Here is a 25,057-nt window from a genome sequence, read left to right as displayed (position 1 = left end):
GGGGGACCCCGGACCGCCCGTGGTGGGCGTACCGTCGGGCCCGAGGAGGTCGGACGATGGAACGACGGATGTGGCTCGTCGCCGCGGGCTTGGCGGTGGTCGTCGGCTCCTGGCACACGGCGGCCGGACGCTGGGGCTCGGCCCTGCTGACCCTCGCGGTCCTCCTGACCACCGCGTGGTTGATGTCGCCGTGGCGCGGGGGCCGCAGCGGCGCGACCTACGCCCAGGTGCAGGACCTGCCGGAGGCCGAGCGCCGGGTCGTCGTCTACTGGCGGCCGGGGTGCATGTACTGCGAGCGCCTGCGCCGCCGGCTCGGCCGTGCGGGGCGCGACGCGGTCTGGGTCGACATCTGGCAGGACGACGACGCGGCGGCGTTCGTCCGCAGCGTCAACGAGGGCAACGAGACCGTGCCGACGGTGGTCCTCGACGGCGTCCCTCACACCAACCCCGACCCGTCGAGCGTCCGTCTCGCTCTCACCCGCTGACACCGTCGACGGTCGCCGGGCGGCGACGCGACGGCGGATCGGGACGCTCAGCGGTCGACGAGCCGGATGCGGACCTCGGCGTCGGCGCCCTCGGGCACCGTGACGAAGTGCCGCGACTGCCAGCTCCACAGCGGCACGGTGAACGTCCAGATGCGGTCTTCGCTCACCCTGACAGGGTCGCAGAGCCCGCCGACACCGGGTTCCGCTGCTCCGACCGAGACGACGCCTCCAGCAGGCTGCGCTGCGCCGGGCGGTGGTCCTCCTCGCCCGCCGACGGCCAGTACGCCATCGCCCGCTCGGCCTGCGCGGTGATCGTCAGCGACGGGTTGACGCCGAGGTTCGCGGAGACCGCCGCACCGTCGAGCACCGAGACGCCGGGATGCCCCCACACCCGCTGGTAGCGGTCGAGCACGCCGCGCTCCGGGGAGGACCCGATCGGCGCGCCACCGAGGAAGTGGGCCGTCATCGGGACGTCGAGCACCTCGGGCCAGGAGCCGCCCGCCACGGTGTACTCGCCCGTGGCCTGCGCCACCCGGTCGGCGAGGGCGCGCATCGCCGCGTGCCCTTGCGGCAGGAACGTGGGGTTGGGCTCCCCGTGCCCCGTGGTGGAGGTCAGTCCCCGACGGCCGAACCGGGACCGGGCGCGGACCCGCAGCGAGTTGTCACGCGACTGCATGACGAGGCCGATGACGCTGCGCTCGCTCCAGCGGCTGGCCATCGGGAAGAGCCGCCGGACCGGTTCCGGGTCCCGGGCGAGGGTCCGGAGGAACTCCCACCACCGCGGCCGGCCGGTGCCGCCGGGGACCGCGAGCGTCGCGAGAAGCCCCATCGCGTTCGAACCCTTGCCGTACCGGCAGTTCTCGACGTGGGTGTCGGCGTCGACGTGGAAGGACGTCGTGATGGCGACCCCGCGGGTGAGGTCGGCCGCGGCCGGGGCATGCTCGGTGAGGACGCCGAGGAGCGCCTCCGAGTTCGTCCGGGTGAGGTCCCCGAGCCGGTCGGAGAGCCGCGGCAGCTCGCCCGCGTCCCACATCGCGTGCAGCAGCGTCTGGGTCCCCCACGTCCCGGCGGCGACGACGACCCGCCGGGCCGTGACGACCTGCCGGTCCCGGCCACCGACCGGCCCGGTGCGCTCGTGCAGGACGCGGTACCGCGCGTCGTGCTCTGCGTCGCCGTCCGTACCCGGGACGATGCCGAGCCGGGTCACCGTCCGCATCGGGCGGATCTCGACGCCCAGCCCCTCGGCCAGCGCCAGGTAGTTCTTGACGAGAGTGTTCTTCGCGCCAACCCGACAGCCGACCATGCAGTTGCCGCACTGGGTGCAGCCGGTGCGGGCCGGGCCACGGCCCCCGAAGTACGGGTCCTCCACGGTCTCGCCCGGCGGGCCGAAGAACACCCCGACGGGGGTCGGGGCCACGGTCCCTCCGACCCCGAGGTCCTCGGCCGCGCCCTGCATCGCCCGCTCGACCGGCCCGTCGCACGGGTTCGTCACGACGCCGAGCATCCGGCTGGCGGTGTCGTAGTGCGGTGCGAGCTCGCGCTCCCAGTCTGCGACGTCACGCCACTGCGGGTCCTCGTAGAACGCCCGCGGCGGGCGGTACAGGGTGTTCGCGTAGTTGAGGCTGCCGCCACCCACCCCCGCGCCCGCGAGGACGACGACGTCCGGCAGACGGTGGATGCGCTGCACGCCGTAGCAGCCGAGGCGCGGGGCCCAGAGGAAGCGGCGCAGGTCCCACGACGTCCGTGCGAAGTCGGTGTCGGCGAACCGCCGTCCGGCCTCGAGGACGAGGACCCGGTAGCCCTTCTCCGCGGCACGCAGCGCGGCGACCGAGCCGCCGAACCCGGAACCGATGACGACGACGTCCACGTCGACGTCGGTCGAGGACGTGCCTGTCACGGCAGACCCACCGCCTTGAGCACGCGGAGGGCGCCGGTCAGCACCCGTCCGTGGGTCTCGCCGCCGAGGCCGGGGAGGTCGCCGACGTTGACCAGGCCCTGCACCGTGACGTTCTGGCTCTCGGTGTACTTCAGCAGCCCCTCGCGGCCGTGACGTCGCCCGAGACCGCTCGCCTTCATCCCGCCCATCGGTGCCGCCACGCTGCCCCAGGCCGCCGCGTACCCCTCGTTGACGTTGACCGTTCCCGCCCGGACACGGCCCGCGATGGAACGTCCGCGGCGGACGTCGCGGGTCCACACCGAGGCGTTGAGACCGTACTCGGTGTCGTTCGCGAGGGAGACGGCAGCGTCGTCGCTCGGGACGCGGTAGACGGCGACGACCGGCCCGAAGGTCTCCTCGTCGCGGCAGGCCATCGCCGAAGTCACCCCCGTGAGGACCGTGGGCTCGACGACGTACGGACCGAGGTCCGGCCGCTCCCGCCCGCCCGCGAGGACGGTCGCCCCCTTGGCGACGGCGTCGTCGACGTGCCGGCGCACGCGCTCCAGCTGGGCCGGTCCGACGAGGCTGCCGAGGTCGGCGTCCCACGTGAGCCCGGTGGAGATCTTCAGGCCGGCCACGGCGTCGAGGAAGCGGCCGAGGAACTCGTCGGCGATGCCGTCGTGCACGACGACCCGCTCGGTGCTCACGCAGAGCTGACCCGCCGAGGAGAAGCAGGCGCCGACGGCGCCCGGCACCGCGCGACGCAGGTCGGCGTCGTCGGCGACGTAGAGGGTGTTCTTGCCGCCGAGCTCGAGACTGGCGCCGACGAGCCGGTGCCCCGCGGCCGCGGCCACGGCGCGACCGGTGGCGGTGGAGCCGGTGAAGCACACGTAGTCGGTGCGGTCGACGACCGCACTGCCCGTCTCGGCCCCGCCGAGGACGACCTGGACGAGACCGTCCGGCAGCCCCGCCTCGACCATCAGCGCCACGGCGGCCATCGCGGTGAGCGACCCCTGCGGGTCCGGCCGCAGGACGACGGCGTTTCCGGCGAGCAGGGCCGGGACGGCATCCGTCACGGCCAGGCTCAGCGGGTAGTTCCACGGTGCGACGATGCCGACCACGCCCCGGGGGTGGTGGTGGACGGTGCTGCGGGTCAGCAGCGGGAAGACCCCGGCATGCCGCTCGTCCGCGAGGATGCCCGGTCCGCGCCGCGCGTAGTAGCGGCACACGACGGCCACGTCCCCGACCTCCTCGAAGGCGTGGGCGCGGGCCTTGCCCGACTCGAGCTGGACGAGGTCGAGCAGCTCGCTCTGGCGGGCGAGCACGAGGTCGTGCAGGTCCAGGAGCCACCGGGCCCGGTCCGCCACCGGGACGGCCTCCCATCGGCGCTGCGCGGCCCGCGCCCGGTCGACGGCGACGCCGACGTCCTCGGCGGTCGAGCCGGGGAAGGTCGCGAGCGGCGCGCCGGTCATCGGGGTGTGCGTCGTCAGGGGCTCACCCGACGCGGGCACGTCGCGGGTCCAGCCGCGAACGCGGGCCGGGTCCACGACGTAGGTGGCGCGCGGGTCGGTGTCCGGGTCGGCGACGACATCGGTCATTACCGAAGGGTAACCACTGACGGGCCCGTCCTGGGCCGCTCCGACCCGGCAGGTGCCGGGACCTCACCGTGCGTCGCGCGTCGGACGGCGACCCGTCACGTTTGGGGGGTCGACGGCGCGGGGGGCCGACGACCGGGGCGCCCGGTCCGGCTCAGCTGCGCTGGTAGGGCGCGACGACGACCTCGACGCGCTGGAACTCCTTGACGTCGACGTACCCCGAGGTGGCCATCGCGCGGCGCAGGGCCCCGACGAGGTTCGTCGTGCCGTCTGCTTGGCGGCTCGGCCCGAAGAGGACCTCCTCGAGCGGCGCGACGCCTCCGACCTCGACCCGGTGTCCGCGCGGCAGCTCGGGGTGGTGCGCCTCGGGTCCCCAGTGGAACCCGCGGCCCGGTGCGTCCGTGGCGCGGGCGAGGGCCGCCCCGAGCATCACGGCGTCGGCGCCGCACGCGACGGCCTTGACGACGTCGCCGCTGGTCCCGACGCCGCCGTCGGCGATGACGTGGACATAGCGGCCGCCGGACTCGTCGAGGTAGTCGCGACGGGCCGCGGCGACGTCGGCGATGGCCGACGCCATCGGGGCGTGGATGCCGAGGGTGGTGCGCGTCGTGTGCGCGGCGCCGCCCCCGAAACCGACGAGCACGCCGGCCGCGCCCGTGCGCATGAGGTGCAGGGCCGCCGAGTACGACGCCGCGCCACCGACGATGACGGGCACGTCGAGCTCGTAGATGAAGCGCTTGAGGTTGAGCGGCTCGGCGCGGCCGGACACGTGCTCGGCGGAGACGGTCGTACCCCGGATGACGAAGAGGTCGACCCCGGCGTCCACGACGGTCTTCCACAGCTGCTGCGTGCGCTGCGGGCTGAGCGCCCCGGCCACGGTGACGCCCGCCTCGCGGATCTGCCGGAGCCGCTCGGTGACGAGCTCGGGCCGGATCTCCTCGCGGTAGATCTCCTGCATCCGCTGCGTGGCGAGCGCCGGGTCGAGCGTGGCGATCTCGGCGAGCAGGGGCATCGGGTCCTCGTACCGGGTCCACAGACCTTCGAGGTCGAGGACGGGCAGCCCGCCGTGGTTGCCGAGCGCGATGGCGGTCTGTGGGCTCGTCACCGAGTCCATCGGCGCCGCGATGACGGGGATGTCGAAGTGGTAGGCATCGATCTGCCAGGCCGTCGAGACCTCCTCCGGGTCACGCGTGCGCCGCGAGGGCACGAGCGCGATGTCGTCGAAGGAGTACGCGCGGCGGCCGCGCTTGCCTCGGCCGATCTCGATCTCGGTCACCCCGGAAGCCTACAGACGGCCCGCGCCCGTCCCCGCGCCCCGGCCCCCGCCCCGCCCGGGCTCGTCGGCGAGCCCGGGAAGAGACCGCACCCCCGCGACGTTCCTCGGTCTGTCGGACCGCTCCGGCACACTCGATCCCGGCACCGACGCCGTCCACCCCTCGAGGGTGTCCGTGCCGGCGCGAACCGCCCGCGGGTCCCCCTCGTCACCGACCACCGACATGGAGACCACGTGTCAGCAGCAGCACCTGCGCCCGCAGCCCCCTCCGGGCCGCCGGAGTACCCCGACACCATCGACGCCGCCGTCCTCAAGGTGGCGGGGGTGGTCGTCCTCGGGGCGATCATGTCCATCCTCGACATCACCGTCGTCAACGTCGCCCTCCGTACCCTCCAGGTCGACTTCGCGACCGACGGCGTCCCGCTCGACTACTCCGCCGTCGCGTGGACGGTCACCGGCTACACGCTGGCGCTGGCCACGGTCATCCCGCTCACCGGATGGGCCGCCGACCGGTTCGGCACCAAGCGGCTGTACATGATGGCCGTCACGCTCTTCACCGCCGGCTCGGTGCTCTGCGCCGCGGCGAGCACCATCGAGATGCTCATCGCCTTCCGCGTCCTGCAGGGCCTCGGCGGCGGCATGCTCATGCCCCTCGGCATGACGATCATGACCCGTGCCGCGGGCCCGAAGCGGATGGGCCGGCTCATGGCGGTGCTCGGCATCCCGATGCTCCTCGGCCCGATCTTCGGCCCGATCATCGGCGGCTGGCTCATCGACCACTTCAGCTGGCACTGGATCTTCCTCATCAACCTGCCGATCGGCGTCCTCGCCCTCGTCTACGCCTTCTTCGCCCTCCCGTCGGACCGTCCGGCCCCCTCCGAGACCCTGGACTGGAAGGGCGTGCTCATGATGAGCCCGGGGCTCGCGCTGTTCCTCTTCGGCGTGTCCTCGATCCCGGAGCAGGGCGGCGTCGCACACACCAAGGTGCTGCTGCCCGGCATCGTCGGGCTGGCGCTCATCGTGACGTTCGCCGTCTACAGCTTCCGGCCCGCGCATCCGCTGCTGGACTTCCGGCTGTTCCGCAACCGCAACCTCACCGTCGCGGTCATCACGATGTTCGTGTTCGCGGCCTCGTTCTTCGGCGGGCTGCTGCTCGTCCCGCAGTTCCTCCAGCAGGTGCAGGGCGAGACCCCGCTCGCGGCCGGCTGGCTCCTCGCCCCGCAGGGCCTCGGCGCCATGCTGACGATGCCGGTCGCCGGTGCTCTCGTCGACCGCTTCCCGGTCGGGCGGATCGTGCCCTTCGGCCTGCTCCTCATCACCGGTGGCATGTTCTCGCTGACCCAGGTCGAGGCCGACTCCTCGCACTGGGGCTTCGTCATCCCGGTGCTGTTCGTCATGGGCCTCGGGATGGGCGCGACGATGATGCCGATCATGACCTCGGCGCTCAAGACGCTCACCCACCACGAGGTCGCCCGTGGCACGACGCTGCTCAACATCACCCAGCAGGTCGCGAGCTCGGTGGGCGTCGCGACGTTCTCGGTCATCCTCACGGGCGCCTTCAAGGACCGGCCGCTCGTGGCCCAGGGCGGGCAGTACCTCGAGACGCTGCAGACCCAGGGCCCCGACGCCGCCCAGGGCGTCCTCGGCCGGCTCCCGCTCGTCGGGGAGTTCCTGTCCCGGCAGGGTGGTGACCCACAGGCGGCGGTCGCGACCCTCGGCACCCGGGTCGCCGAGCTCGCGGCGGACGCGTACGCGCACACCTTCTGGTTCGCGGCCGGCCTGGTCAGCCTGACGCTCGTCTCGGCGGCGTTCCTGCCGCGACGGCGCGAGACGTCACACCTCCTCGACGACACCGACGCCGACGACATCGCCCCTGCGGCGCTGCTGCACTGAGGGTGCCGGCGCGGCCCAGCGGTGGGGGCCCGCGCCGGCACCCTCGTCAGGGCTCCATCGGGTCACGGCGTCATCGGGTCACGGCGTCATCGGGTCACGGCGTCATCGGGTCACGGGGTCAGTGACGACGCGAGCATCGCGCGCGCCAGCGCGGAGTCCCCGTCCAGCTCCAGTGCGCCCTCCGGCAGCGGCCGCTTCCACAGGGCGAGCAGCAGGTCCCCGGCCCGGCCGGAGACTCTCGCCTGGGGCTCCCCGGGCCCGTGGCACCAGCGGTCACCCGTGTCGGTCGCCACGATCTCGACCGCCCGGCTGGGGGCCTCGACCACGCCGGCGGCGGTCCGCAGCCGCACCAACGTGTCGAGCACCTCGGCGACGCCGTCGGCCGCGACCTCCGGGGCGACAGGTGTCGGCGAGGACGTCGCCTGTTCGGCGTCGACCCGGTGCACGAGCGTCTCCACCGCCTGGCGGCGCTGCCAGAAGCCCACGGTCCGGCCGTCCGGGTCGAAGCTCCACGCGCTCGTCGCGGGGTCGACGTCGAGGGTGGCGAGCATCGCTTCGGCACCCTCGCGCAGCCACGGCCCGAGGTGGGTTCCGTCCGCGGGCAGGTGGTCGACGGACCGTGACGACACCCCGGTCGTCGCGGCGGTCACCATTCGGTGCACACCCCCGAGATGGGCGACGAGGCTGCGAAGGCCCCAGCCCGGGCACGCCGGGACGGCCGGGTCGTCACCCTCGGCGAGGCCCTCGACGAGGCCCGCCACTCGTGCGACGTCGGACCGGACCGAGGTGAGGTAGGTCCGTGGCTCGGGTCGTGACATGCGCCCCATCGAAGCAGCAGCACCCGGCGTGAGTCGAGGCGCGGGCCCGACGCCCGAGGGTCCGGGCCCACTCACACCGGTGTCGACCGCTCGCGATGCGCGACGATGGCGGGATGCGGCCCGGAGCACACAACGCGATCACCGACGTCGACGGGATCCGGGTGGGGCACACCACCCGCGACGAGCCGGGGTGGCTCACCGGCACGACCGTCGTCGTCCCCCCGACCGGCACCGTGGCCGGCGTCGACGTCCGCGGCGGCGGTCCCGGCACCCGGGAGAGCGACCTGCTCGACCCGGCCAACACCGTCGACGCGGTCGACGCCGTCGTCCTCTCGGGCGGAAGCGCCTTCGGGCTCGGCTCGGCCGACGGGGTCGCCGATGCCGTCTGGGAGGACGGACGCGGCTGGCCGGTCGGCGCCGGCGCCGACGAGCGGGTGCCCATCGTCCCGGCCGCCATCGTCTTCGACCTCGGGCGCGGCGGGCACTGGCGTCACCACCCCGGGCCGTCCGACGGCGCCGGCGCCTACCACGCCGCCACCGACGGCCCCGTCCTCCAGGGCTCGGTCGGGGCCGGGACCGGCGCACGCGCCGGAGGTCTGCGTGGCGGTGTGGGGTCGGCCTCGACCGTCCTGGACTCCGGTGCGGTCGTCGCGGCACTCGTGGTCGTCAACGCGGTCGGCTCGCCCTTGACGGCGGACGGGCACCTGCTCGGGGCGTCGTGGACGCTCCTCGAGGACCATGCGCCCCTTCCCGAGCCGCACCCCGACGCCGTCGCCGCGCACTGGGTGGCGCGCCAGGCGGAGCTCGAGGCCCTGCGTGCCGGGACGGCGACGACCCTCGCGGTCGTGGCCACCGACGCCTCGCTGGGCAAGGCCGCCTGCCGTCGGCTCGCCACCGTGTCCCACGACGGCATGGCCCGCGCCCTCTCCCCGGTGCACACGGCCTTCGACGGCGACACGGTCTACGCACTCTCCACCGGAGCGCGCCCCACACCCGAGGCGCTCGACCTCGTCGCGCTGCACGACGCCGCGGCCCGCTCGGTGACCCGGGCGATCGTGCGTGCCCTCCTCGCCGCGACGTCGGTCGACCGCTCGGCGGACGGCGGGCTCGTGGCCGCGTCCTGGCGGGAGGCCGTCACCGCCGTGCGCTGACGGCCCCGTCAGGCCACGGCCAGCCAGGCGATCGCACCCGAGCTCACGGCGAGCACGACGCAGGTCAGTCCGTGCCCCACCGGAGACCGGGCGAGCACGCCGACGAACTCGCGCAACACCGCACTCGGGAAGAAGTAGCGAGCGGTCCGGGCCCCCACCACCTGCGCCTCGATGCCGAGCTCGCGGGCGATGATCGCCGCCCGGAACGCGTGGAAGTCGTTGGTCGCGACACACCAGGACGGCCCCGCCCCGGCCTCCTCGACGAGCGCCTTCGTCAGCAGGAGGTTCTCCTCGGTCGTGGTGGACGAGGTCTCGCGGAGGACCCGCGTCGGGTCGGCGCCGGCCGCGACGGCGTACCGGGCCATCGCCTCCGCCTCCGGCACGTCCTCCCCCGGCCCCTGGCCGCCCGACATCACGAGCACCGGGCGCCCACCCGCGGCCTCGACGGACGCGACGGCCTCGAGCCCGCGGTCGATGCGCGCCGCCAGCAGCGGCGGGACCCGGTCGCCGAAGACGTGTGACCCGAGCACGACGACGGCGTCCACGTCCGGGGGCACCGGACGGCGGGCGTAGAGCTGTCCGTACGCGAGGAAGGCGGCGAAGAGGAAGCCGAGGTACCCGGTGACCGACAGCCCGCCCACCGCGAGCGCAGCGACCCACGGCCACCGGGTGACGACCGCGACGACGAGGAGCGCGACGAGCACCGTGACCCCGAGCACGGCCAGCAGGGCGAGCAGGTTGCCGAGGCTCCGTCCTTCCCGCCGGACGACGACCACCCCGGTGACGAGCAGGTACCCGACGAGGACGAGGCTGGCGGCCACCATCGCCGCGACGGCGAGGAGGGCCACGCCGAGCCCGACACCCGGCGCCACGGAGGAGACCGCGACGAGCACCGCTCCCGCGAGGTAGACCGTCCCACCGAGCGCGAGCACGGCCGAGCCCATCCGTCGCGGGTCGACCCCGACGTCGGCGGCCGCGCGACCGGGCACGGCCCGCGAGTCGACGACGACGAGCCCGGACGCGTAACCCGAGATCCCGCGGACGTCACGCAGCAGCACGACGAGCGCCGAGGCGACGACCCACGCCCGGCCGAGGGTCTCGAGGACGGTGAGCCCGGAGGCGGTCGCCAGGGCGTCTAGGACGACGTAGGCACCGACGCCGGAGGCGGCCCGGCGCGCCCATCGGCCGGGCCCCGGCCGACCACCACCCGGCAGGGTCGCCCGGAGGAACACCGTGCGCAGACCGATCGTCGTCCCCCACACCCGGGGGACGACGGCGAGGAAGCCCACCCCGACGACGAGCGGGACGGCCGCCTGGACCCACGGGTCGGCGAGCTCGGGGTCACGTCCGGTCGCGAGGAGGGCCGCACGCTCGGCCAGGAGGATCGCCGTGCTCGTGAGGACCACCGACAGGAGGTCGACGGCCGAGGAGAGGAGCCTCCGGGGGGCGCGCACCGGCGTCGGCTCGTCCGGCGACCGGACCACCTGGCCGGGGACGTACCGGGCCAACGGCGCGGCGAGGACGCCGAGCGCGGCGCCCGCAGTGTTCGCCAGCAGGTCGTCGGTGTCGAAGAGGCGGTAGGCGCACGGGTAGATGAACCAGTTCCCGGTGACCTGGGTCAGCTCGACGAGGGACGAGGTGACGAGGCCCGCGACCACCGTCCGCCACGGCGACCAGCCGAGCAGGTGCCGCACGAACACCCCGAACGGCACGAACAGGGCCACGTTGAGCAGCACCTGCCACAGCGCGCGGTCATGGAGGAGCCCGCCCGGGCCGGCGCCCCAGCGGATCTCACCGGCGGTGTGGAACGGCACGAACACCGCCCGGAGCGTCCCGTCACAGATGAGCTCCCCGGTCTCAGGCAGGGGCAGGATCGTGTACGTCCAGAGCGTCATCGAGTAGACGACCGCGGCGGCCGCGAGGGCCGCGTGGCCCGCGCCGGTCACGCCGCGCCGGTAGCTCCAGACCAGGTACGGGGTGAAGAGCAGGGGGAGGGCGAGCGCTCCGACGAGCACTGCCATGAGGCCCGCGACCCCGAACCCGTCCACGGCGAGGCACGCTCCCGGAGGCCGTCAGCCCAGTCTGCGAGCGAGGAGGTCGGCGAGGCGGTTCATCTGTTGCACGTGCGCGGCGTCGCCGTCGGTCTGCACGACGGCCGGCCCGACGCCGACGGTGATGATCGCGACGGCGTAGCCGCCGACGATGCCCATCTGACGGGTCTCGGACGACGAGGTGAGCCAGCCGCCCTTGAAGGTGCGAGCACCGATGGTGCCGAGGCCCCACTCGTGCTGCGGGATGGGGTTCATCTGCCCGAGCAGGTAGCTGCTGGCCGCCTTGCTGACGACGCGGCCGCCCGCGAGCGCGGCCATGAACCGCACCTGCTCGCGCGGGCTCCACCACATCGTGCCCTGGGACCGGTCGGGGGCCGAGGTGGTCGAGTCGCCGATGTCCCGCAGCACCCGGTTGATCGCGGCGCCCGGGCTGCCGGGGATCTTCGAGCGGATGTTGACGACGGCGTTGCCGTCACTGCGGGTCAGCGCGGCCGAGATCCAGCCGCGCTCCGTGGACGGGATCTTCGACGGGTCGCCGTCGACGACGGTGTCGAGGTAGGCGGCGATGACGAGCACCTTGGAGGTGGACCACGCCCGCCAGGTCGAGACCGACCCCTCGGTGGTCACGGCGGACGGGTTGGACAGCGGGGCGTACACGATCGCGTTGCGGGTGTCGCCGCGCAGGCTGGTCAGAGCGTTGGACCCGGTGACCTCGTCGGAGCGGGTGACGGTGCCGCCGCCGCCCGACTGCGGCGCCGGAGCGGCCGTCTCGGCCGGCCTGGGTACGGCCACCACGAGGTCCTGCGCCTTCGGGGCCGGCTCCGCGGTGCGCGAGGGCGCCTGCAGGGGCACCGTGGCGCGGACGGTGGACTCCGCGTCCGGCGACGGCCCGGTCGTCGACGTAGCCGTACCGCACCCCGCGAGCACCCCGAGGGTGGACACGGCGGCGAGGGTCCGGAATCGCGTCACGCGGAGACCATACGTTCCCGAGCGCCTCAGCACGAGCCGGCCGCGAGGACGACTCCGCCGGTCAACCGCCGGTGGAGTAGTTCGGAGCCTCGACGATGCCGGTGATGTCGTGCGGATGCGACTCGCGCAGACCGGCGGTCGTGATCCGGATGAAGCGGCCCTTGGTCTTGAGCTCGGGGACGGTCCGCGCGCCGACGTAGAACATCGACTGGTGCAGCCCGCCGATGAGCTGGTGCACGACCGCGCCGAGCGGGCCGCGGTAGGCCACCTGCCCCTCGATGCCCTCGGGGACGATCTTGTCGTCGGACGAGACGTCGGCCTGGAAGTACCGGTCCTTGGAGAAGGACTTCTTGCCGCGGGAGGCCATCGCCCCGAGCGAGCCCATCCCCCGGTAGGCCTTGAACTGCTTGCCGTTGACGAAGATGAGCTCGCCGGGGCTCTCCTCGCAGCCGGCGAACAGCGAGCCGATCATCACCGTGTCGGCCCCGGCCACGAGCGCCTTGGCGATGTCGCCGGAGTACTGGAGGCCGCCGTCGGCCACGACCGGCACCCCGGCCGGACGGCAGGCGAGCGAGGCCTGGTGCACGGCGGTCACCTGGGGGACGCCGACCCCGGCGACGACCCGCGTGGTGCAGATGGAGCCCGGCCCGACGCCGACCTTGACGCCGTCGGCGCCGGCGTCGACGAGTGCCTGTGCCCCGGACCGGGTCGCGACGTTGCCCCCGAGGACCTGCACGTGGCGCGTGGCGGGGTCGCGCTTGAGACGGTCGATCATCTCGAGCATGAGTCGGGCGTGCCCGTTGGCGACGTCGGGGACGAGGACGTCGACGCCGGCCTCGACGAGGGTCGTCGCCCGCTCCCAGGCGTCACCGAAGTAGCCCACGGCGGCACCGACGAGCAGCCGGCCGTCGGCGTCCTTGCTCGCGTTGGGGAACTGCTCGGACTTCACGAAGTCCTTGACGGTGATGAGCCCGCGCAGGCGCTCCTGGTCGTCGATGATGGGCAGCCGCTCGCGCTTGTGCTGGCGCAGCAGGCGGGTGGCCTCCTCGTGCGAGATGCCGACGTGCCCGGTGATGAGGGGCATCGGGGTCATGACGTCGCGGACCCGCGTGCCGCCCCACTCCGCGACCGGGGTGAACCGGAGGTCGCGGTTGGTGACGATGCCGAGCAGGCGCTCGTCCGGCGCCACGACCGGGAGACCCGAGACCCGGTACTGCCCGCACCGCTCGTCGAGCTCCTCGAGGGTGGCGTCCGGGCCGATCGTCACGGGGTTGGAGATCATCCCGGTCTGGGTCCGCTTGACGAGGTCGACCTGGTAGGCCTGGTCCTCGATCGAGAGGTTGCGGTGCAGGATGCCGAGCCCGCCGTGCCGGGCCATGGCGATCGCCATCCGGGCCTCGGTGACGGTGTCCATCGCCGCGGACACGAGCGGCACGCGCACCGAGATGCCTCGGGTCAGGTGGGACGTGGTGTCGACCTCGCTGGGGATGACGTCGGTCTCGCCGGGCTGGAGCAGGACGTCGTCGTAGGTGAGACCGAGCTCGGCGAACGGGCCGTCCGGCTGAGGCTCGGCGCTGCGCGGCGAGACGCCGGGTGCGTTCGCGGGGGTCGGGGCGAGGTCGGGGGTCTCGTCGAGTCCGAGGCTCATTGCGCGAGTCTACGACCCCTGCCCGGATGACGGTGCTCGGGCACACCGCCTGGCCGCAGAGCGTCCGTCCTGGCCACTCCCCGGTCCCCGAATGGACACCTGGAGGCCGCTTTCCAACCGCATCCCGAGACATTCGTCCTGAATTGACCAAAGCCTTACCCGGGCTATGCCCAGCCCCGAACGAAGCACATTTACGGTGATTTTCAGTCGCCGCTCGGGGAAAGCGGCTCGTTCGCTGCTGTGGAGGTGCTTATGGCCGAGATCACCCGGCTTCCTGGGCCCGTGGCCGACCTGTGGGACTGGCAGCTCCAAGGAGCCTGTCGTCGCGTGGGTCCCGAGGTCTTCTTCCATCCGGAGGGGGAACGCGGCAGCAAACGTCACCGCCGCGCGACCGCCGCCAAGGAGGTGTGCCTCGGCTGCCCGGTCATCGAGCAGTGCCGCGAGCACGCCCTGGCCGTACGCGAGCCGTACGGCGTGTGGGGTGGGCTGACCGAGGACGAACGAGAGTCCCACTACTCCCGAGAACGACACATCGCGTCCTGACGGACGCTTTTCGGACCCGGCGTCCATCCACGAGGACGTCGACAACGGCCCGTACGGGCCGACAGAGCAGGGCCACCGGTGACGTCGTGGGGGCGAGAGCCCACGACGGCGGCGCGGTTGGGGGCGAGAATCCCACCGAGCGCCGATCCGGGGCCTGCCCCGCCGCAGGGTGGGTCGTGGGGGCGAGAGCCCACGACCCACCCTGCGGCCCTGTCCGGGCCCGGCGGGCGCACGTAGCCTGGTGCCGTGGACGACCCCCTCGAGGTCCCGATCCGGGACGACACGATCCGCCTCGGCCAGCTGCTCAAGCTCAGCGGCGTCGTGGACGACGGCGCGACCGCCCGTGAGGTGGTCGAGCGCGGGCTCGTCACCGTGAACGGCGAGGTCGAGACCCGCCGCGGCCGTCAGGTGCACGTGGGCGACGTCGTCGAGCTCGAGGGCGCTCCGACCGTCCGCGTCACGTCGGGCTGAGAGGGCGTCCGACAGGTCGAGGTGACGAAGGACCCGCAGCAGGTCGCTCTACACCCCGAGCGCCGAGGCGGACCGTCCGCCTCGTCGCCGGCCGACACCCCAACTCAGGCCGGCACTCGGACTTCCGAGATGTCGGTGCTGGCGGGCAGCGCGAGGGTGGCGACCAGCGCCGCGACGAGGACCGCCATGCTCACGCCTGCGACGAAGATCAAGAGGGGTCCCCACGGCAGCACCGCAGACCGGTCCACGGCGGCGACGAGGCCGGCTGCGGCGACCGCCCCCACGCTCGTCGTGACGACGACAGCCGGGACGACGGGAAGGAGACACTCGACGACCACCGCACGGCGGATCGAGGATCGTGGCACGCCGGAGGCAACAGCCGACGCGAGGCTGCGGCGCCGCTCGACGATGCTCTCGACCTCGCCGACGAGCACCCCGAGCGCGCTCATCACCGTCGCGACACCGAGACCGACGAGCACGAGCATGTAGGTCTGCTCGAAGAAGCCTGCGATGTCTCCCTGTCGGGCACTCTGCTCCGACGCCTGGTCGCGAGTCACCAGTGCCGCCCCGCCCATGAGACATCCCAGCAGCAGCGTCAGCCGGGACGCGCCCGTGCGTCGGTGAGCCTGCAACCGGCTGCCCGCCAGAAGCAGGTCCACCCGACCTGCGGTCCGCGCCAGGGCGCGGCCGAGCAGGACCCCGAGGTCTCCCGTCAGCCCGGCGGCTCCCAGGGCGAAGGCAGCCAGCGCCACGAGCGCCAGCAGCGTGAAGAGCCACGAGGCAGCGATGTGGAGCCGGTCCGCCACGACGATTGCCAGGGCCGCGAACACGACACCTCCGACGACGAGGGCCGCCGACCAGTATCTCCTCGGGGACTCGGACGCGGTGCGCTCCGTGGTGCGGGCCAGCCCGGTGGTGGCCATGGCGCTCACCAGTACCGGCAGCAGAAGCATGGCCGGGAGAGCGACCCACCACGTCGGGAACCGGTCGGTCGGCAGCAGCAGAGCGTCCGGCGACCACACGCGAACCGGAGTCCCTTCCGGCGGGTACTGGGCGACAGGAGCGCCCACCCGAGCGATGACGAACGCCAAGAGGGCGTAGAGCGGGATCCCGACGAGCGTTCCGACCACGGACGCGACTCCCGACTCCAGGGCCGCCAGACGTCGTAGCTCACGCCGCGACGTCCCGAGCCGCTCCAGGTCGAGGAACCGACGGTCGCGGGCCGGGCCGCCGACCCGCGAGCACTGGGCGGCGAACGCGAGGAACGGAAGTGCCACGAGACCGATCCCGAGAACCGCTCCCGGAGTGAGGTCTCGGTTGGACCACAGGCCGTCGTTCGCGTACGGAGACATCCGTTCCGGGTCCCCCGGCGTGGTGACGGCGACCGCGAGCAGGACGAGGAGGGATGCCAGGGATGTCGCCGCCACGGTGAGCAGAACCCGCAGACGGTCGGACCGACCTCCCCTGAGAGCGAGCCAGAGCGCCGTCGGCCAGGTCACCGCGGTGACGCCTCACCGACGACCCGGCCGTCGCGCAGCCGGATCTCTCGGTCGCAGTAGGCGGCGACCGTGGCGTCGTGGGTCACGACGACGAGCGCCGCGCCCCGCTCGCGGACCGCGCCGAGCAGACTCGCCATGACCCGCTCCCCCGCGACGCTGTCGAGCGAGCCCGTGGGCTCGTCGGCCAACAGCAGGTCGGGACCGGTGACGAGGGCCCGCGCGATGGCGGCCCGCTGGGCCTGGCCGCCGGACATCTCCCCGGCGCGACGGTCCGCGACGTCGCCGACCCGCAGCTCGTCGAGCAGTGCCCCGGCTGCGTCGAGCGCGTCACGGCGACGCGACCCGTTGAGCATGAGCGGCAGCGCCACGTTCTCGAGCGCGGTGAGGTCGGGCACGAGCTGGCCGTACTGGAAGACGATGCCAATGCGGCTGCGGCGCAGCCTGGCCCGTTGGGCCTCGGAGCACGTCGACAACGGTGCACCGTCGAACGACACCGACCCGCTCCGGGGTACGAGCACCCCGGCGAGCGCGAGGAGCAGGGTCGACTTGCCCGCGCCGGAGGCTCCGGTGACCGCGACCCGCTCCCCCGCGGCGACCTCGACGTCGACGCCGTCCAGGGCCCGGGTGCTGCCCTGCTGGACGACGAGCCCTGTGGCCGCCACGACGGGCGGGGCGGAGGGCGGGTGGCCCTCGGGTCGGGTCAGCGCGACGGGTCGACCGGTCATGCGAGCTCCTCGGCGAGATCGGCGACGCGCAGGGCGGCGGCCTCGAGCCACCGCACGTCCGCGTCGAGGTGGGCGATGGCGTGGTCCGTGGCGAGCACCTCGGCGAGCGTCAGCCCACCGGTCAGCTTGTGGGCGGTGAGCTCACGCATCCGGTCGGCGACGACGGCCCGCTGCCGGTCCAGCAGGTCGCGTGCGGCGTCGGCACCGACGGCCAGCATGGCGACCGTGGCCCGGGTTGCCAACGGGTGGGCGACGAGGCGCTCCGCCGGCTCGGTCGTGACGGCCCAGCGGTCGAGCTCGGCGCGACCCTCGTCGGTCAGGGCGTACACGGTACGGTCCGGCCCGCCCTCGCGCTCGACGGCGACCTCGCGGACCCAGCCGCGCGAGGCGGCCCGCTCGAGGGCGGCGTACACCTGCCCCGGAGCGATCGGTCGCACGGCGGGAAAGGTGGCGTCGTGCGCCTTCTTGAGGTCGTAGCCGTGCTGCTGCCCCCTCGTCAGCAGCCCCAGCAGGACGTGTCCCGTCGTCACCATCACAACTATTCACGATGTGACTAGTTGAGTCAACAGGTCCCGAGGGAAAGAGGGGCGCGTGGTCAGTCGGCGCAGAGCCAGTCGACGCCGGCGGCGACGTGCAGGGCGGTCGTGTCGTAGAGCGGGACGTCGGCGTCGCCGTCCTGCAGCAGGAGGGTGATCTCGGTGCAGCCCAGGACCACCGCTTCGACGCCCGCGGCGACGAGTCGGTCGACGACGGCCAGGTACGCGTCGCGGCTCTCGGGGCGCACGACGTCCCGCACGAGCTCGTCGTAGATGATCCCGTGCACGGTCGCGCGGTCCCGCTCCCCCGGGACGACGACGTCGAGGCCCTGCTCGTGGAGCCGTCCGACGTAGAACCGCTCCTCCATCGTGAAGCGCGTCGCGAGCAGGCCGACCCGACGTCGGCCGTCGGCCAGGAGCGCCGCCGCGGTGGGGTCGGCGATGTGGAGCAGCGGCAGCCCCGCGGCGTCCTCGATCTCGCCGGCGACGCGGTGCATCGTGTTCGTCGCGAGCAGGATCGCCTCGGCACCGCCGAGCTCCAGGGTCCCCGCGGCCGCGCCGAGGACCTGCGCGGTGAGGTCCCAGTCGCCGTCGTGCTGGGCCTGGGCGACCGGCGCGAAGTCGACGCTGTGCAGCAGCAGACGGGCCGAGTGCAGACCACCGAGCCGGTCCGCGACCCCGGCGTTCAGGCCGCGGTAGTAGAGCCCGGTGCTCGTCCAGCTCATCCCGCCGAGGACGCCCAGAAGCCGCATGCCAGGACTCTACGAGCGACCGCGCGGCCCCGCTCGCCGCGGCGGACGCACGCGCGGACGCCGCCCACCCCGCGGGGCGGACGGCGTCCGGTCGTGGCGTGCCGGTCACCCGGCGACGAGGGAGGCGTCAGTGGCCGTGCCCGTGACCGTGGCCACCGGCGGGCTCGTCCTCCTCTTCCTTCTTCTCGACGACGAGCGTGTCGGTCGTCAGGACCATCGAGGCGATGGAGGCCGCGTTGCGCAGCGCCGACCGGGTCACCTTGACCGGGTCGATGACGCCGGCCTTGACGAGGTCCTCGTACTCACCGGTGGCGGCGTTCAGGCCCTGGCCCGCGTCGAGCTCGGAGACCTTCGCGACCGCGACGTAGCCCTGGAGCCCGGCGTTCTCGGCGATCCAGCGCAGCGGCTCGGCGGCGGCCTTCTTGACGATGTTCGCGCCGACCGCCTCGTCACCCTCGAGGCCGAGGTCGTCGACCGCGGCCACGGCCTGGATGAGCGCCGAGCCGCCACCGGAGACGATGCCCTCCTCGATGGCCGCGCGGGTCGCCGAGATGGCGTCCTCGATGCGGTGCTTCTTCTCCTTGAGCTCGACCTCGGTGTGCGCGCCGACCTTGATGACGCAGACGCCACCGGCGAGCTTGGCGAGGCGCTCCTGGAGCTTCTCGCGGTCCCAGTCGGAGTCCGTGCGCTCGATCTCCTGCTTGATCTGGGCGACGCGACCCTCGACGTCGGCGGCGTCGCCGGAGCCGTCGATGATCGTCGTGTTGTCCTTCGTCACGACGACGCGGCGCGCCTGGCCGAGGGTCTCGAGACCGATCTGGTCGAGCTTGAGGCCGACCTCCTCGGCGACGACCTGGCCGCCGGTGAGGACCGCCATGTCCTGGAGCATCGCCTTGCGCCGGTCGCCGAAGCCCGGCGCCTTGACGCCGACGACGTTGAACGTGCCACGCATCTTGTTGACGACGAGCGTCGACAGCGCCTCGCCGTCGACGTCCTCGGCGATGACGAGGAGCGGCTTGCCGGCCTGGACGACCTTCTCGAGCACGGGCAGCACGTCGGCGATCGCCGAGATCTTGCCCTGGTGGATGAGGACGTAGGCGTCCTCGACGACCGCCTCCATCCGCTCCGGGTCGGTGACGAAGTACGGGGAGATGTAGCCCTTGTCGAACTGCATGCCCTCGGTGAACTCGAGCTCGGTCGACGCGGTCGAGGACTCCTCGACGGTGATGACGCCGTCCTTGCCGACCTTGTCGAACGCGTCGGCGATGGTGCCACCGATCTCGCCGTCCTGCGCGGACAGGGCCGCGACCTGGGCGATCTCGTCCTTGGACTCGATCTCGCGGGCGGTGTCGAGCAGGCGGGCCGAGACGGCCTCGACGGCGGCGTCCATGCCGCGCTTGAGACCGGACGGGGCGGCGCCGGCGGCGACGTTGCGCAGGCCCTCCTTGACCATCGCCTGGGCGAGGACCGTGGCGGTCGTGGTGCCGTCACCGGCGACGTCGTTGGTCTTGGTGGCGACCTCCTTGGCGAGCTGCGCGCCGAGGTTCTCGTAGGCGTCCTCGAGCTCGACCTCTCGGGCGATGGTCACGCCGTCGTTGGTGATGGTCGGGGCGCCCCACTTCTTGTCGATGACGACGTTGCGGCCCTTGGGGCCGAGCGTCACCTTGACGGCGTTGGCGAGGGCGTCGACGCCCCGCTCGAGCGCCTTGCGGGCGGAGTCGTTGAACTCCAGTTCCTTGGCCATGGATGTCCTTCGTGCTGGTGGGTGGCGGGCGGCGCGGTGGCGCCGGGCCCGGCTACGGGTCGGGATGCCGGACGCGTCCCGGCGGCCCGAGGGCCGCCGGGACGCGTCACGGCGTCAGCGGGATGGTCAGCCGACGACGGCGAGCACGTCGCGGGCGGAGAGGATCAGGTAGTCCTCACCCCCGTGCTTGACCTCGGTGCCGCCGTACTTGCTGAAGATGACCCGGTCGCCGACCTGGACGTCCATCGGGACGCGGTTGCCCTTGTCGTCGATGCGGCCCGGGCCGACCGCGAGGACCTCGCCCTCCTGGGGCTTCTCCTTCGCGGTGTCCGGGATGACGAGACCGGACGCGGTCGTCTGCTCGGCCTCGAGGCTGCGGATGACGATGCGGTCCTCGAGCGGCTTGATGGAAACCGACACGGTTGCTGCTCCTCCCCTGTGGGATGAGTCGAAGTGGACGGGACGATGCGCGCCCGGGCCGCTCTCGCCGTCGCGGGGGTCGATCCCGACCCGGTGGCGCTGGCACTCACCGATGGAGAGTGCCAATGAGCCAAATCTAGGTCCGCGGTTAGCACTCGGTCAACTCGAGTGCCAGCATCAGCCGGACGGCTCTCCTCGGCCCTGTCCACTACGTGCTCGCCGAGCACTGGTGGCAGGATGTCACGTCGTGGATGTCGGCCTCGTGCGTACCCTCGGATCGCCCGACGGTCAGGCACTCCTCCGCTCCCTGCCACGCTACGACGAACAGTCCACGATCGGTCTGGCGGAACGGCTTCGGAAGCAAGGGCACTCCCCCGACCTCGTCGCGGCGTTCCTCACCCAGCAGCGCCTCCGGGAGCGGGCCGTCCAGAAGTTCGGCGAGTTCGCCGACGCCCTGCTGTACACCCCGGACGGGCTGGAGCAGGCGTCCCGGCTCGAGGTGGCCGCCGGCCACGCGGGGCGCTTCTACAACGCGAGCCTGGCCACGGTGCACGATCTCGGCTGCGGCATCGGCAGCGACGCCGTCGCCATGTCCGCTCTCGGCGTCACGGTCCACGGCGTCGACATCGACCCCGTCACCGCGGCGATCGCCGACATCAACCTGCGCCCCTGGCCGGACTCCCGGGCACGCGAGGGCATGGCCGAGGACTTCGATCCGCCGCGGGACCCGCTGCGCTCGCGCGTCGGGGTCTGGCTCGACCCCGCCCGCCGGGTACCCGGGCAGACCGGGCGGCACGGCCGGATCAAGCGTGTGTTCCGCCTCGACGAGATCCGGCCCTCCTGGCAGTTCGTCGTCCAGGTGGCGACCGCGGTTCCCGCGACGGGCGCGAAGCTCTCGCCGTCCATGCCGCACGACGCCATCCCGCTCGGGACGGAGGCGCAGTGGACCTCGTACGCGGGCGAGGTCCTCGAGTGCGCGGTGTGGTGGGGTCCGCTGGCCCAGGACCCGGGTCGCAGCGCGCGCATCCTCATGCCCGGTCGCTCACCGGTCGAGGTGACCGAGACCATGGCGGAGTCGGACCCGCCCATGGCCGCCGGTCCACGGTCCATCGGGTCCTGGCTCTACGAGCCCGACCGCGCCGTCACGCAGGCCGGTCTGCTCGGCGCCGTCACCGCCGCGACCCTCGGGGTCGAGGTCGAGCGTGGCCTCGGCTACGTCCTCTCGGAGGCGGGGACCGACGTCCCCTTCGCGCGGCGGTACGCCGTCCGCGAGTCGATGCCGTTCTCGGTCAAGCGCCTGAGGTCCTGGCTCGTCCAGCACGGGGTCACCGGCCTGACCATCAAGAAGCGCGGCATGCGCCTCGACGACGACGCCCTGCGCCACCAGCTGAAGATCGGCCGGGGCGCCGGGCCCGGTGAGCAGGCGACGGTCATCCTGACCCGGGTCGCAGGCCACCAGACGGCCATCATCGTCGACCCCGTGACCCCCGGCCACGTCCTGCCGGACGACATCTGACGCTCGACCGGGGCCCCGACGAGCCGGGACCGCCCGGGGGCCCGACGGGCTCAGCCGACGAGCTCCCGCGCGCCGCGGACCTCGGCCGGGATGCCGAAGGCCTCGACGAGCTCGATGGCGACGGGCCGCAGACGACGCAGGATGGCCGAGACCTCCCGGGTGATCGCCTTCGACCGGGGCGCCGAGAGCCGACCGTGCTCCAGGAACCACCCGCGGTCGGCCTCGATCGTCGTCAGGGCGTGGAGGTCGGACAGCGCCGTGAGGACTTCGCGGGTCTCCCCCGGCGGGAGGGCGCGCACGCGCGAGACGAAGGCCTCGAGGACGAGCCGCTCGACATGCGCCCGGGCTGCGGCGATGACGTGGTCCTGGACGCGGCTGAACACCTGGCCGGCCGGGGTACCGGCGTCCACCCCGGCCTTGAGCCGTCGGGCCGCGCCGGCGACGAGGTGCTCCTCGCGGAACCGGAACATCGCGAGCTGGTAGTCGGGGTCGAGCAGACCGGCCTCCTGGTCCCAGCGCTCCCGGCCGCCGGGCAGGACGTCCCGGATGCGCTCGAGCAGCTGGTGGGCGTTGGTGCGCTCGACGACCGTGTCGACGGCGAGCCCCGCGACGAAGCGCACCATCCCGAACTGGTCGAGGTCCTCGAACTCGGAGGAGTAGTCGGTGAGCAGCCCCTTGGCGACGAGCTGGAGCAGGACGTGGTTGTCGCCCTCGAAGGTCGTGAAGACGTCGGTGTCCGCCTTGAGAGCGGCGAACCGGTTGGCCGACAGGTACCCGGCGCCGCCGCACGCCTCCCGGCACTCCTGGATCGTGGCGGTCGCGTGCCACGTCGTGAGCGCCTTGGTCCCCGCCGCCCGGGACTCCAGCGCACGGCGGGCGCGGTCGTCGGCCTCGGGGGTGTCCTGTGAGAAGACCTCGTGCAGCTGCCGGGCGACCTCCTCCTGCGCCGCCGAGAGCGCGTAGGTGCGGGCCAGCAGCGGCAGCAGGCGGCGCTGGTGCATCCCGTAGTCGAGGAGGAGGGTCTCCTCGTCACCGCTCGTCGCCTCGAACTGGCGCCGCCGCAGCGCGTACCGGACCGCGATGTCGAGCGCGACCTTGGAGGCGCCGACCCCGGCACCGGCGATGCTGACCCTGCCCTGGACGAGCGTGCCGAGCATCGTGAAGAAGCGGCGGTCGGGGTTGTCGATGCTCGAGCGGTAGGTGCCGTCGGCGTCGATCGTCGCGAACCGGTCGAGGAGGTTGTCGCGCGGCACCCGGACGTCGTCGAACCAGATGCGCCCGTTGTCCACGCCCTCGAGACCGAGCTTGGCGCCACAGTCCTCGATCCGGACGCCCGGGAGCACCTCGCCGTCCCGGCGGAGCGGGACGAGGACGGCGTGCACGCCCCGGCCCACGCCGCCGACCTCCAGCTGCGCGAAGACGACGGCGAGGTCCCCGTCGCGCGCGGCGTTGCCGATGTAGTCCTTGCGGGCGTCGTCGTCGGGGGTGGTGACGACGAGCTCGTCGGTGTCGGGGTCGTGGCGCGCGATCGTCCCGAGGGCCTGGACGTTGCTGCCGTGGCCGGTCTCGGTCATCGCGAAGCAGCCGAGGGTCCGCGCCGAGACGATGTCCGCGAGGTACGCCTCGTGGTGCCGCTCCGTCCCCAGGTGCAGCACCGCGCCCCCGAACAGGCCGAACTGGACGCCGGACTTCACGAGGACCGAGAGGTCCCCGTACGCCAGTGTCTCGAAGGACGCGATGGACGCGCCGATGTCACCCCCGCCGCCGTACGTCGAAGGGAAGCCCTGCGCCGCCTGCCCGGTGGAACCGATCTCGACGACGAGGTCGCGGACCCGCCGCTGGAGCTCCTCGCGGGGGAGGTCGGCGCCCTCGTCGAGGATGCCGGCGTGCTCGACGAGCCGCTGCCGCACGTCGTCGCGGACGGCGGCGTACCGGCCGTCCAGGAACGCCCGCAGCGCGGCGGCGTCCGCCGTGAGCGGGGGCGGCGACCCACCGGGGGTGGTCGTGACGGGGGTCCCGGTCCCGGACGTGCGGTCGGCATCGAGGGAGGCCATGCCCCACTGTCGCACGCTCTACCAGGCCCGGGGCAGCTTCCTGTGACGCTTGTTACTCACAGGTAGGGGTGGGGCTGTGCGCCGGCCCGGCGCACCGCCTCTGCACCTGCGGACAGGGCGGCGGCGAGCGCGGCCTCGCGGTCCTCGCCCCGGACGAGGGCGGCCGCGAGGGTCCCGCAGAACGCGTCACCGGCTCCCGTGGTGTCGACGACGTCGGCCGGGTCGACGACGTCCGCCGGGGCGGTGACGCCGTCCCAGGACGCGCCGTTGCCCCCGAAGGTCACGAGGACGGACCCGGGCCGGGCCCCGGACTCCGCGAGCGCCTGCATCTCGTGCTCGTTGACGACGACCGGGTCGGCGAGAGCGACGACGTCCGGCGGCAGGGCCGCGTACGGAGCGATGTTGAGGACCACCCGGGCGCCACGCGTCGCGGCCCGCCGGGCGGCGACGCAGACGACCCGCAGCGGTACCTCGAGCTGGAGGAGCAGAACGTCGCCGGCGCCGAGGTCGTCGACCGCCGCGACCTCGCGCTCGTCGAGCTGCGCGTTGGCCCCGGGGACGACGACGATCGAGTTCTCTCCGTCGTCCGAGACCTGGATCATCGCGTGGCCGCTGGGCACCCCGGGGACGACCCGGACGGCCCCGACGTCCACGCCGAGGGTCCCGAGGCGCTCGCGGTACGCCGTCCCACCGGCGTCGTCGCCGACGCACCCGACCATCGCCACCGTGGCCCCGGCCGCCGCTGCGGCCACGGCCTGGTTCGCGCCCTTGCCCCCGGCGAGGCGGTCCAGGCCCTCGCCGAGCACCGTCTCGCCCGGCCGCGGGTGGCGCGGGACCCGGGTCACGAGGTCGACGTTGAGCGACCCGAGGACGACGACCCGGCCGGTCATCCCACGGCCCCCGTCACGGTACGCAGCCAGAGCTCGGCGAGGGCTTCGCCGTCGACGTCGAGCGCGACGTCGACGACGGCCGGGGCCAGCCCGTGCGGGTCGTGGTCCCTGGGACCGCGCCCGGCGCGGGGGGGGACGGTGGGCGGGG

Annotated in this window: 21 protein-coding genes; 6 read left to right on the top strand and 15 right to left on the bottom strand. The window is 73.4% G+C overall.

The window, feature by feature from the left end:
• The first annotated feature begins 56 nt into the window (after positions 1–56).
• Positions 57–485, top strand: coding sequence for a glutaredoxin domain-containing protein (locus tag JQN72_RS00825; protein ID WP_239099927.1), 429 nt, complete (start codon positions 57–59; stop codon positions 483–485).
• Between the two features lie 163 nt (positions 486–648).
• On the opposite strand, the gene JQN72_RS18110 is transcribed toward JQN72_RS00825, so the two are convergent.
• The 3 genes from JQN72_RS18110 to JQN72_RS00815 form a co-directional block, all read right to left on the bottom strand.
• On the bottom strand, positions 649–2,382 hold the full coding sequence (locus tag JQN72_RS18110) for a GMC family oxidoreductase (protein ID WP_307812328.1): 1,734 nt from the start codon (positions 2,380–2,382) through the stop codon (positions 649–651).
• On the bottom strand, positions 2,379–3,959 hold the full coding sequence (locus tag JQN72_RS18105) for a succinic semialdehyde dehydrogenase (protein WP_239099926.1): 1,581 nt from the start codon (positions 3,957–3,959) through the stop codon (positions 2,379–2,381). Before JQN72_RS18105 ends, JQN72_RS18110 begins: the two co-directional genes overlap by 4 nt.
• Positions 3,960–4,110: 151 nt before the next feature.
• Entirely contained in the window at positions 4,111–5,232 is a 1,122-nt protein-coding gene (locus tag JQN72_RS00815; RefSeq protein WP_204133259.1) for a GuaB3 family IMP dehydrogenase-related protein, read from the bottom strand.
• A gap of 231 nt (positions 5,233–5,463) precedes the next feature.
• Between JQN72_RS00815 and JQN72_RS00810 the strand changes: the two genes are divergently transcribed.
• Positions 5,464–7,122, top strand: coding sequence for a DHA2 family efflux MFS transporter permease subunit (locus JQN72_RS00810; RefSeq protein ID WP_204133258.1), 1,659 nt, complete (start codon positions 5,464–5,466; stop codon positions 7,120–7,122).
• Positions 7,123–7,232: 110 nt separating this feature from the next.
• On the opposite strand, the gene JQN72_RS00805 is transcribed toward JQN72_RS00810, so the two are convergent.
• A complete protein-coding gene (locus tag JQN72_RS00805) occupies positions 7,233–7,940 on the bottom strand; it encodes a maleylpyruvate isomerase family mycothiol-dependent enzyme (protein WP_204133257.1) in 708 nt (235 codons plus the stop codon).
• 113 nt (positions 7,941–8,053) lie between these two features.
• Between JQN72_RS00805 and JQN72_RS00800 the strand changes: the two genes are divergently transcribed.
• A complete protein-coding gene (locus JQN72_RS00800) occupies positions 8,054–9,091 on the top strand; it encodes a P1 family peptidase (protein WP_204133256.1) in 1,038 nt (345 codons plus the stop codon).
• An 8-nt stretch (positions 9,092–9,099) separates the two neighbouring features.
• Here JQN72_RS00800 and JQN72_RS00795 read toward each other — a convergent pair whose 3' ends face one another.
• The 3 genes from JQN72_RS00795 to guaB form a co-directional block, all read right to left on the bottom strand.
• A complete protein-coding gene (locus JQN72_RS00795) occupies positions 9,100–11,139 on the bottom strand; it encodes an ElyC/SanA/YdcF family protein (RefSeq protein WP_204133255.1) in 2,040 nt (679 codons plus the stop codon).
• Between the two features lie 24 nt (positions 11,140–11,163).
• A complete protein-coding gene (locus JQN72_RS00790) occupies positions 11,164–12,111 on the bottom strand; it encodes a hypothetical protein (protein ID WP_204133254.1) in 948 nt (315 codons plus the stop codon).
• A 61-nt stretch (positions 12,112–12,172) separates the two neighbouring features.
• On the bottom strand, positions 12,173–13,759 hold the full coding sequence (gene guaB, locus JQN72_RS00785) for an IMP dehydrogenase (protein WP_204133253.1): 1,587 nt from the start codon (positions 13,757–13,759) through the stop codon (positions 12,173–12,175).
• A gap of 252 nt (positions 13,760–14,011) precedes the next feature.
• On the opposite strand from guaB, the gene JQN72_RS00780 reads away from it, so the two are divergent.
• Positions 14,012–14,302, top strand: a complete 291-nt coding sequence (locus tag JQN72_RS00780) for a WhiB family transcriptional regulator (protein WP_204133252.1) — start codon at positions 14,012–14,014, stop codon at positions 14,300–14,302.
• A gap of 246 nt (positions 14,303–14,548) precedes the next feature.
• Positions 14,549–14,773 (top strand): RNA-binding S4 domain-containing protein, encoded by a 225-nt coding sequence (locus JQN72_RS00775; protein ID WP_204133251.1) that lies wholly within the window; start codon positions 14,549–14,551, stop codon positions 14,771–14,773.
• Between the two features lie 104 nt (positions 14,774–14,877).
• Here the strand turns inward: JQN72_RS00775 and JQN72_RS00770 are convergent, their stop codons facing one another.
• The 6 genes from JQN72_RS00770 to groES form a co-directional block, all read right to left on the bottom strand.
• Positions 14,878–16,272, bottom strand: coding sequence for a hypothetical protein (locus tag JQN72_RS00770; RefSeq protein ID WP_204133250.1), 1,395 nt, complete (start codon positions 16,270–16,272; stop codon positions 14,878–14,880).
• Positions 16,269–16,997, bottom strand: a complete 729-nt coding sequence (locus tag JQN72_RS00765; protein WP_204133249.1) for an ABC transporter ATP-binding protein — start codon at positions 16,995–16,997, stop codon at positions 16,269–16,271. The genes JQN72_RS00770 and JQN72_RS00765 overlap by 4 nt, the downstream gene beginning before the upstream one ends.
• The gene (locus JQN72_RS00760) at positions 16,994–17,527 is read right to left on the bottom strand and encodes a PadR family transcriptional regulator (RefSeq protein ID WP_204133248.1); all 534 of its coding nucleotides are present in this window, start codon (positions 17,525–17,527) and stop codon (positions 16,994–16,996) included. The genes JQN72_RS00765 and JQN72_RS00760 overlap by 4 nt, the downstream gene beginning before the upstream one ends.
• A 65-nt stretch (positions 17,528–17,592) precedes the next feature.
• Positions 17,593–18,285: an aspartate/glutamate racemase family protein gene (locus JQN72_RS00755; RefSeq protein ID WP_204133247.1), complete on the bottom strand. Its 693-nt coding sequence runs from the start codon at positions 18,283–18,285 to the stop codon at positions 17,593–17,595.
• A gap of 127 nt (positions 18,286–18,412) precedes the next feature.
• Positions 18,413–20,029, bottom strand: a complete 1,617-nt coding sequence (gene groL, locus JQN72_RS00750) for a chaperonin GroEL (RefSeq protein ID WP_204133246.1) — start codon at positions 20,027–20,029, stop codon at positions 18,413–18,415.
• A 126-nt stretch (positions 20,030–20,155) separates the two neighbouring features.
• Positions 20,156–20,449: a co-chaperone GroES gene (gene groES, locus JQN72_RS00745; RefSeq protein ID WP_204133245.1), complete on the bottom strand. Its 294-nt coding sequence runs from the start codon at positions 20,447–20,449 to the stop codon at positions 20,156–20,158.
• 247 nt (positions 20,450–20,696) lie between these two features.
• Between groES and JQN72_RS00740 the strand changes: the two genes are divergently transcribed.
• A complete protein-coding gene (locus JQN72_RS00740; protein ID WP_204133244.1) occupies positions 20,697–21,965 on the top strand; it encodes a class I SAM-dependent methyltransferase in 1,269 nt (422 codons plus the stop codon).
• Positions 21,966–22,015: 50 nt separating this feature from the next.
• Here the strand turns inward: JQN72_RS00740 and JQN72_RS00735 are convergent, their stop codons facing one another.
• Positions 22,016–24,019 carry an acyl-CoA dehydrogenase gene (locus JQN72_RS00735; protein ID WP_204133243.1) on the bottom strand — a complete coding sequence of 668 codons (2,004 nt, stop codon included), beginning with the start codon at positions 24,017–24,019 and terminating at the stop codon, positions 22,016–22,018.
• Between the two features lie 56 nt (positions 24,020–24,075).
• Positions 24,076–24,909: a PfkB family carbohydrate kinase gene (locus JQN72_RS00730; RefSeq protein ID WP_204133242.1), complete on the bottom strand. Its 834-nt coding sequence runs from the start codon at positions 24,907–24,909 to the stop codon at positions 24,076–24,078.
• Positions 24,910–25,057: the final 148 nt, after the last annotated feature.

This window comes from Phycicoccus sp. CSK15P-2, from assembly GCF_016888005.1.
Lineage (GTDB): Bacteria > Actinomycetota > Actinomycetes > Actinomycetales > Dermatophilaceae > Phycicoccus.
The sequence above is the reverse complement of the archived record's forward strand: the minus strand, read 5'-3'. Positions and strand labels throughout refer to the sequence as shown.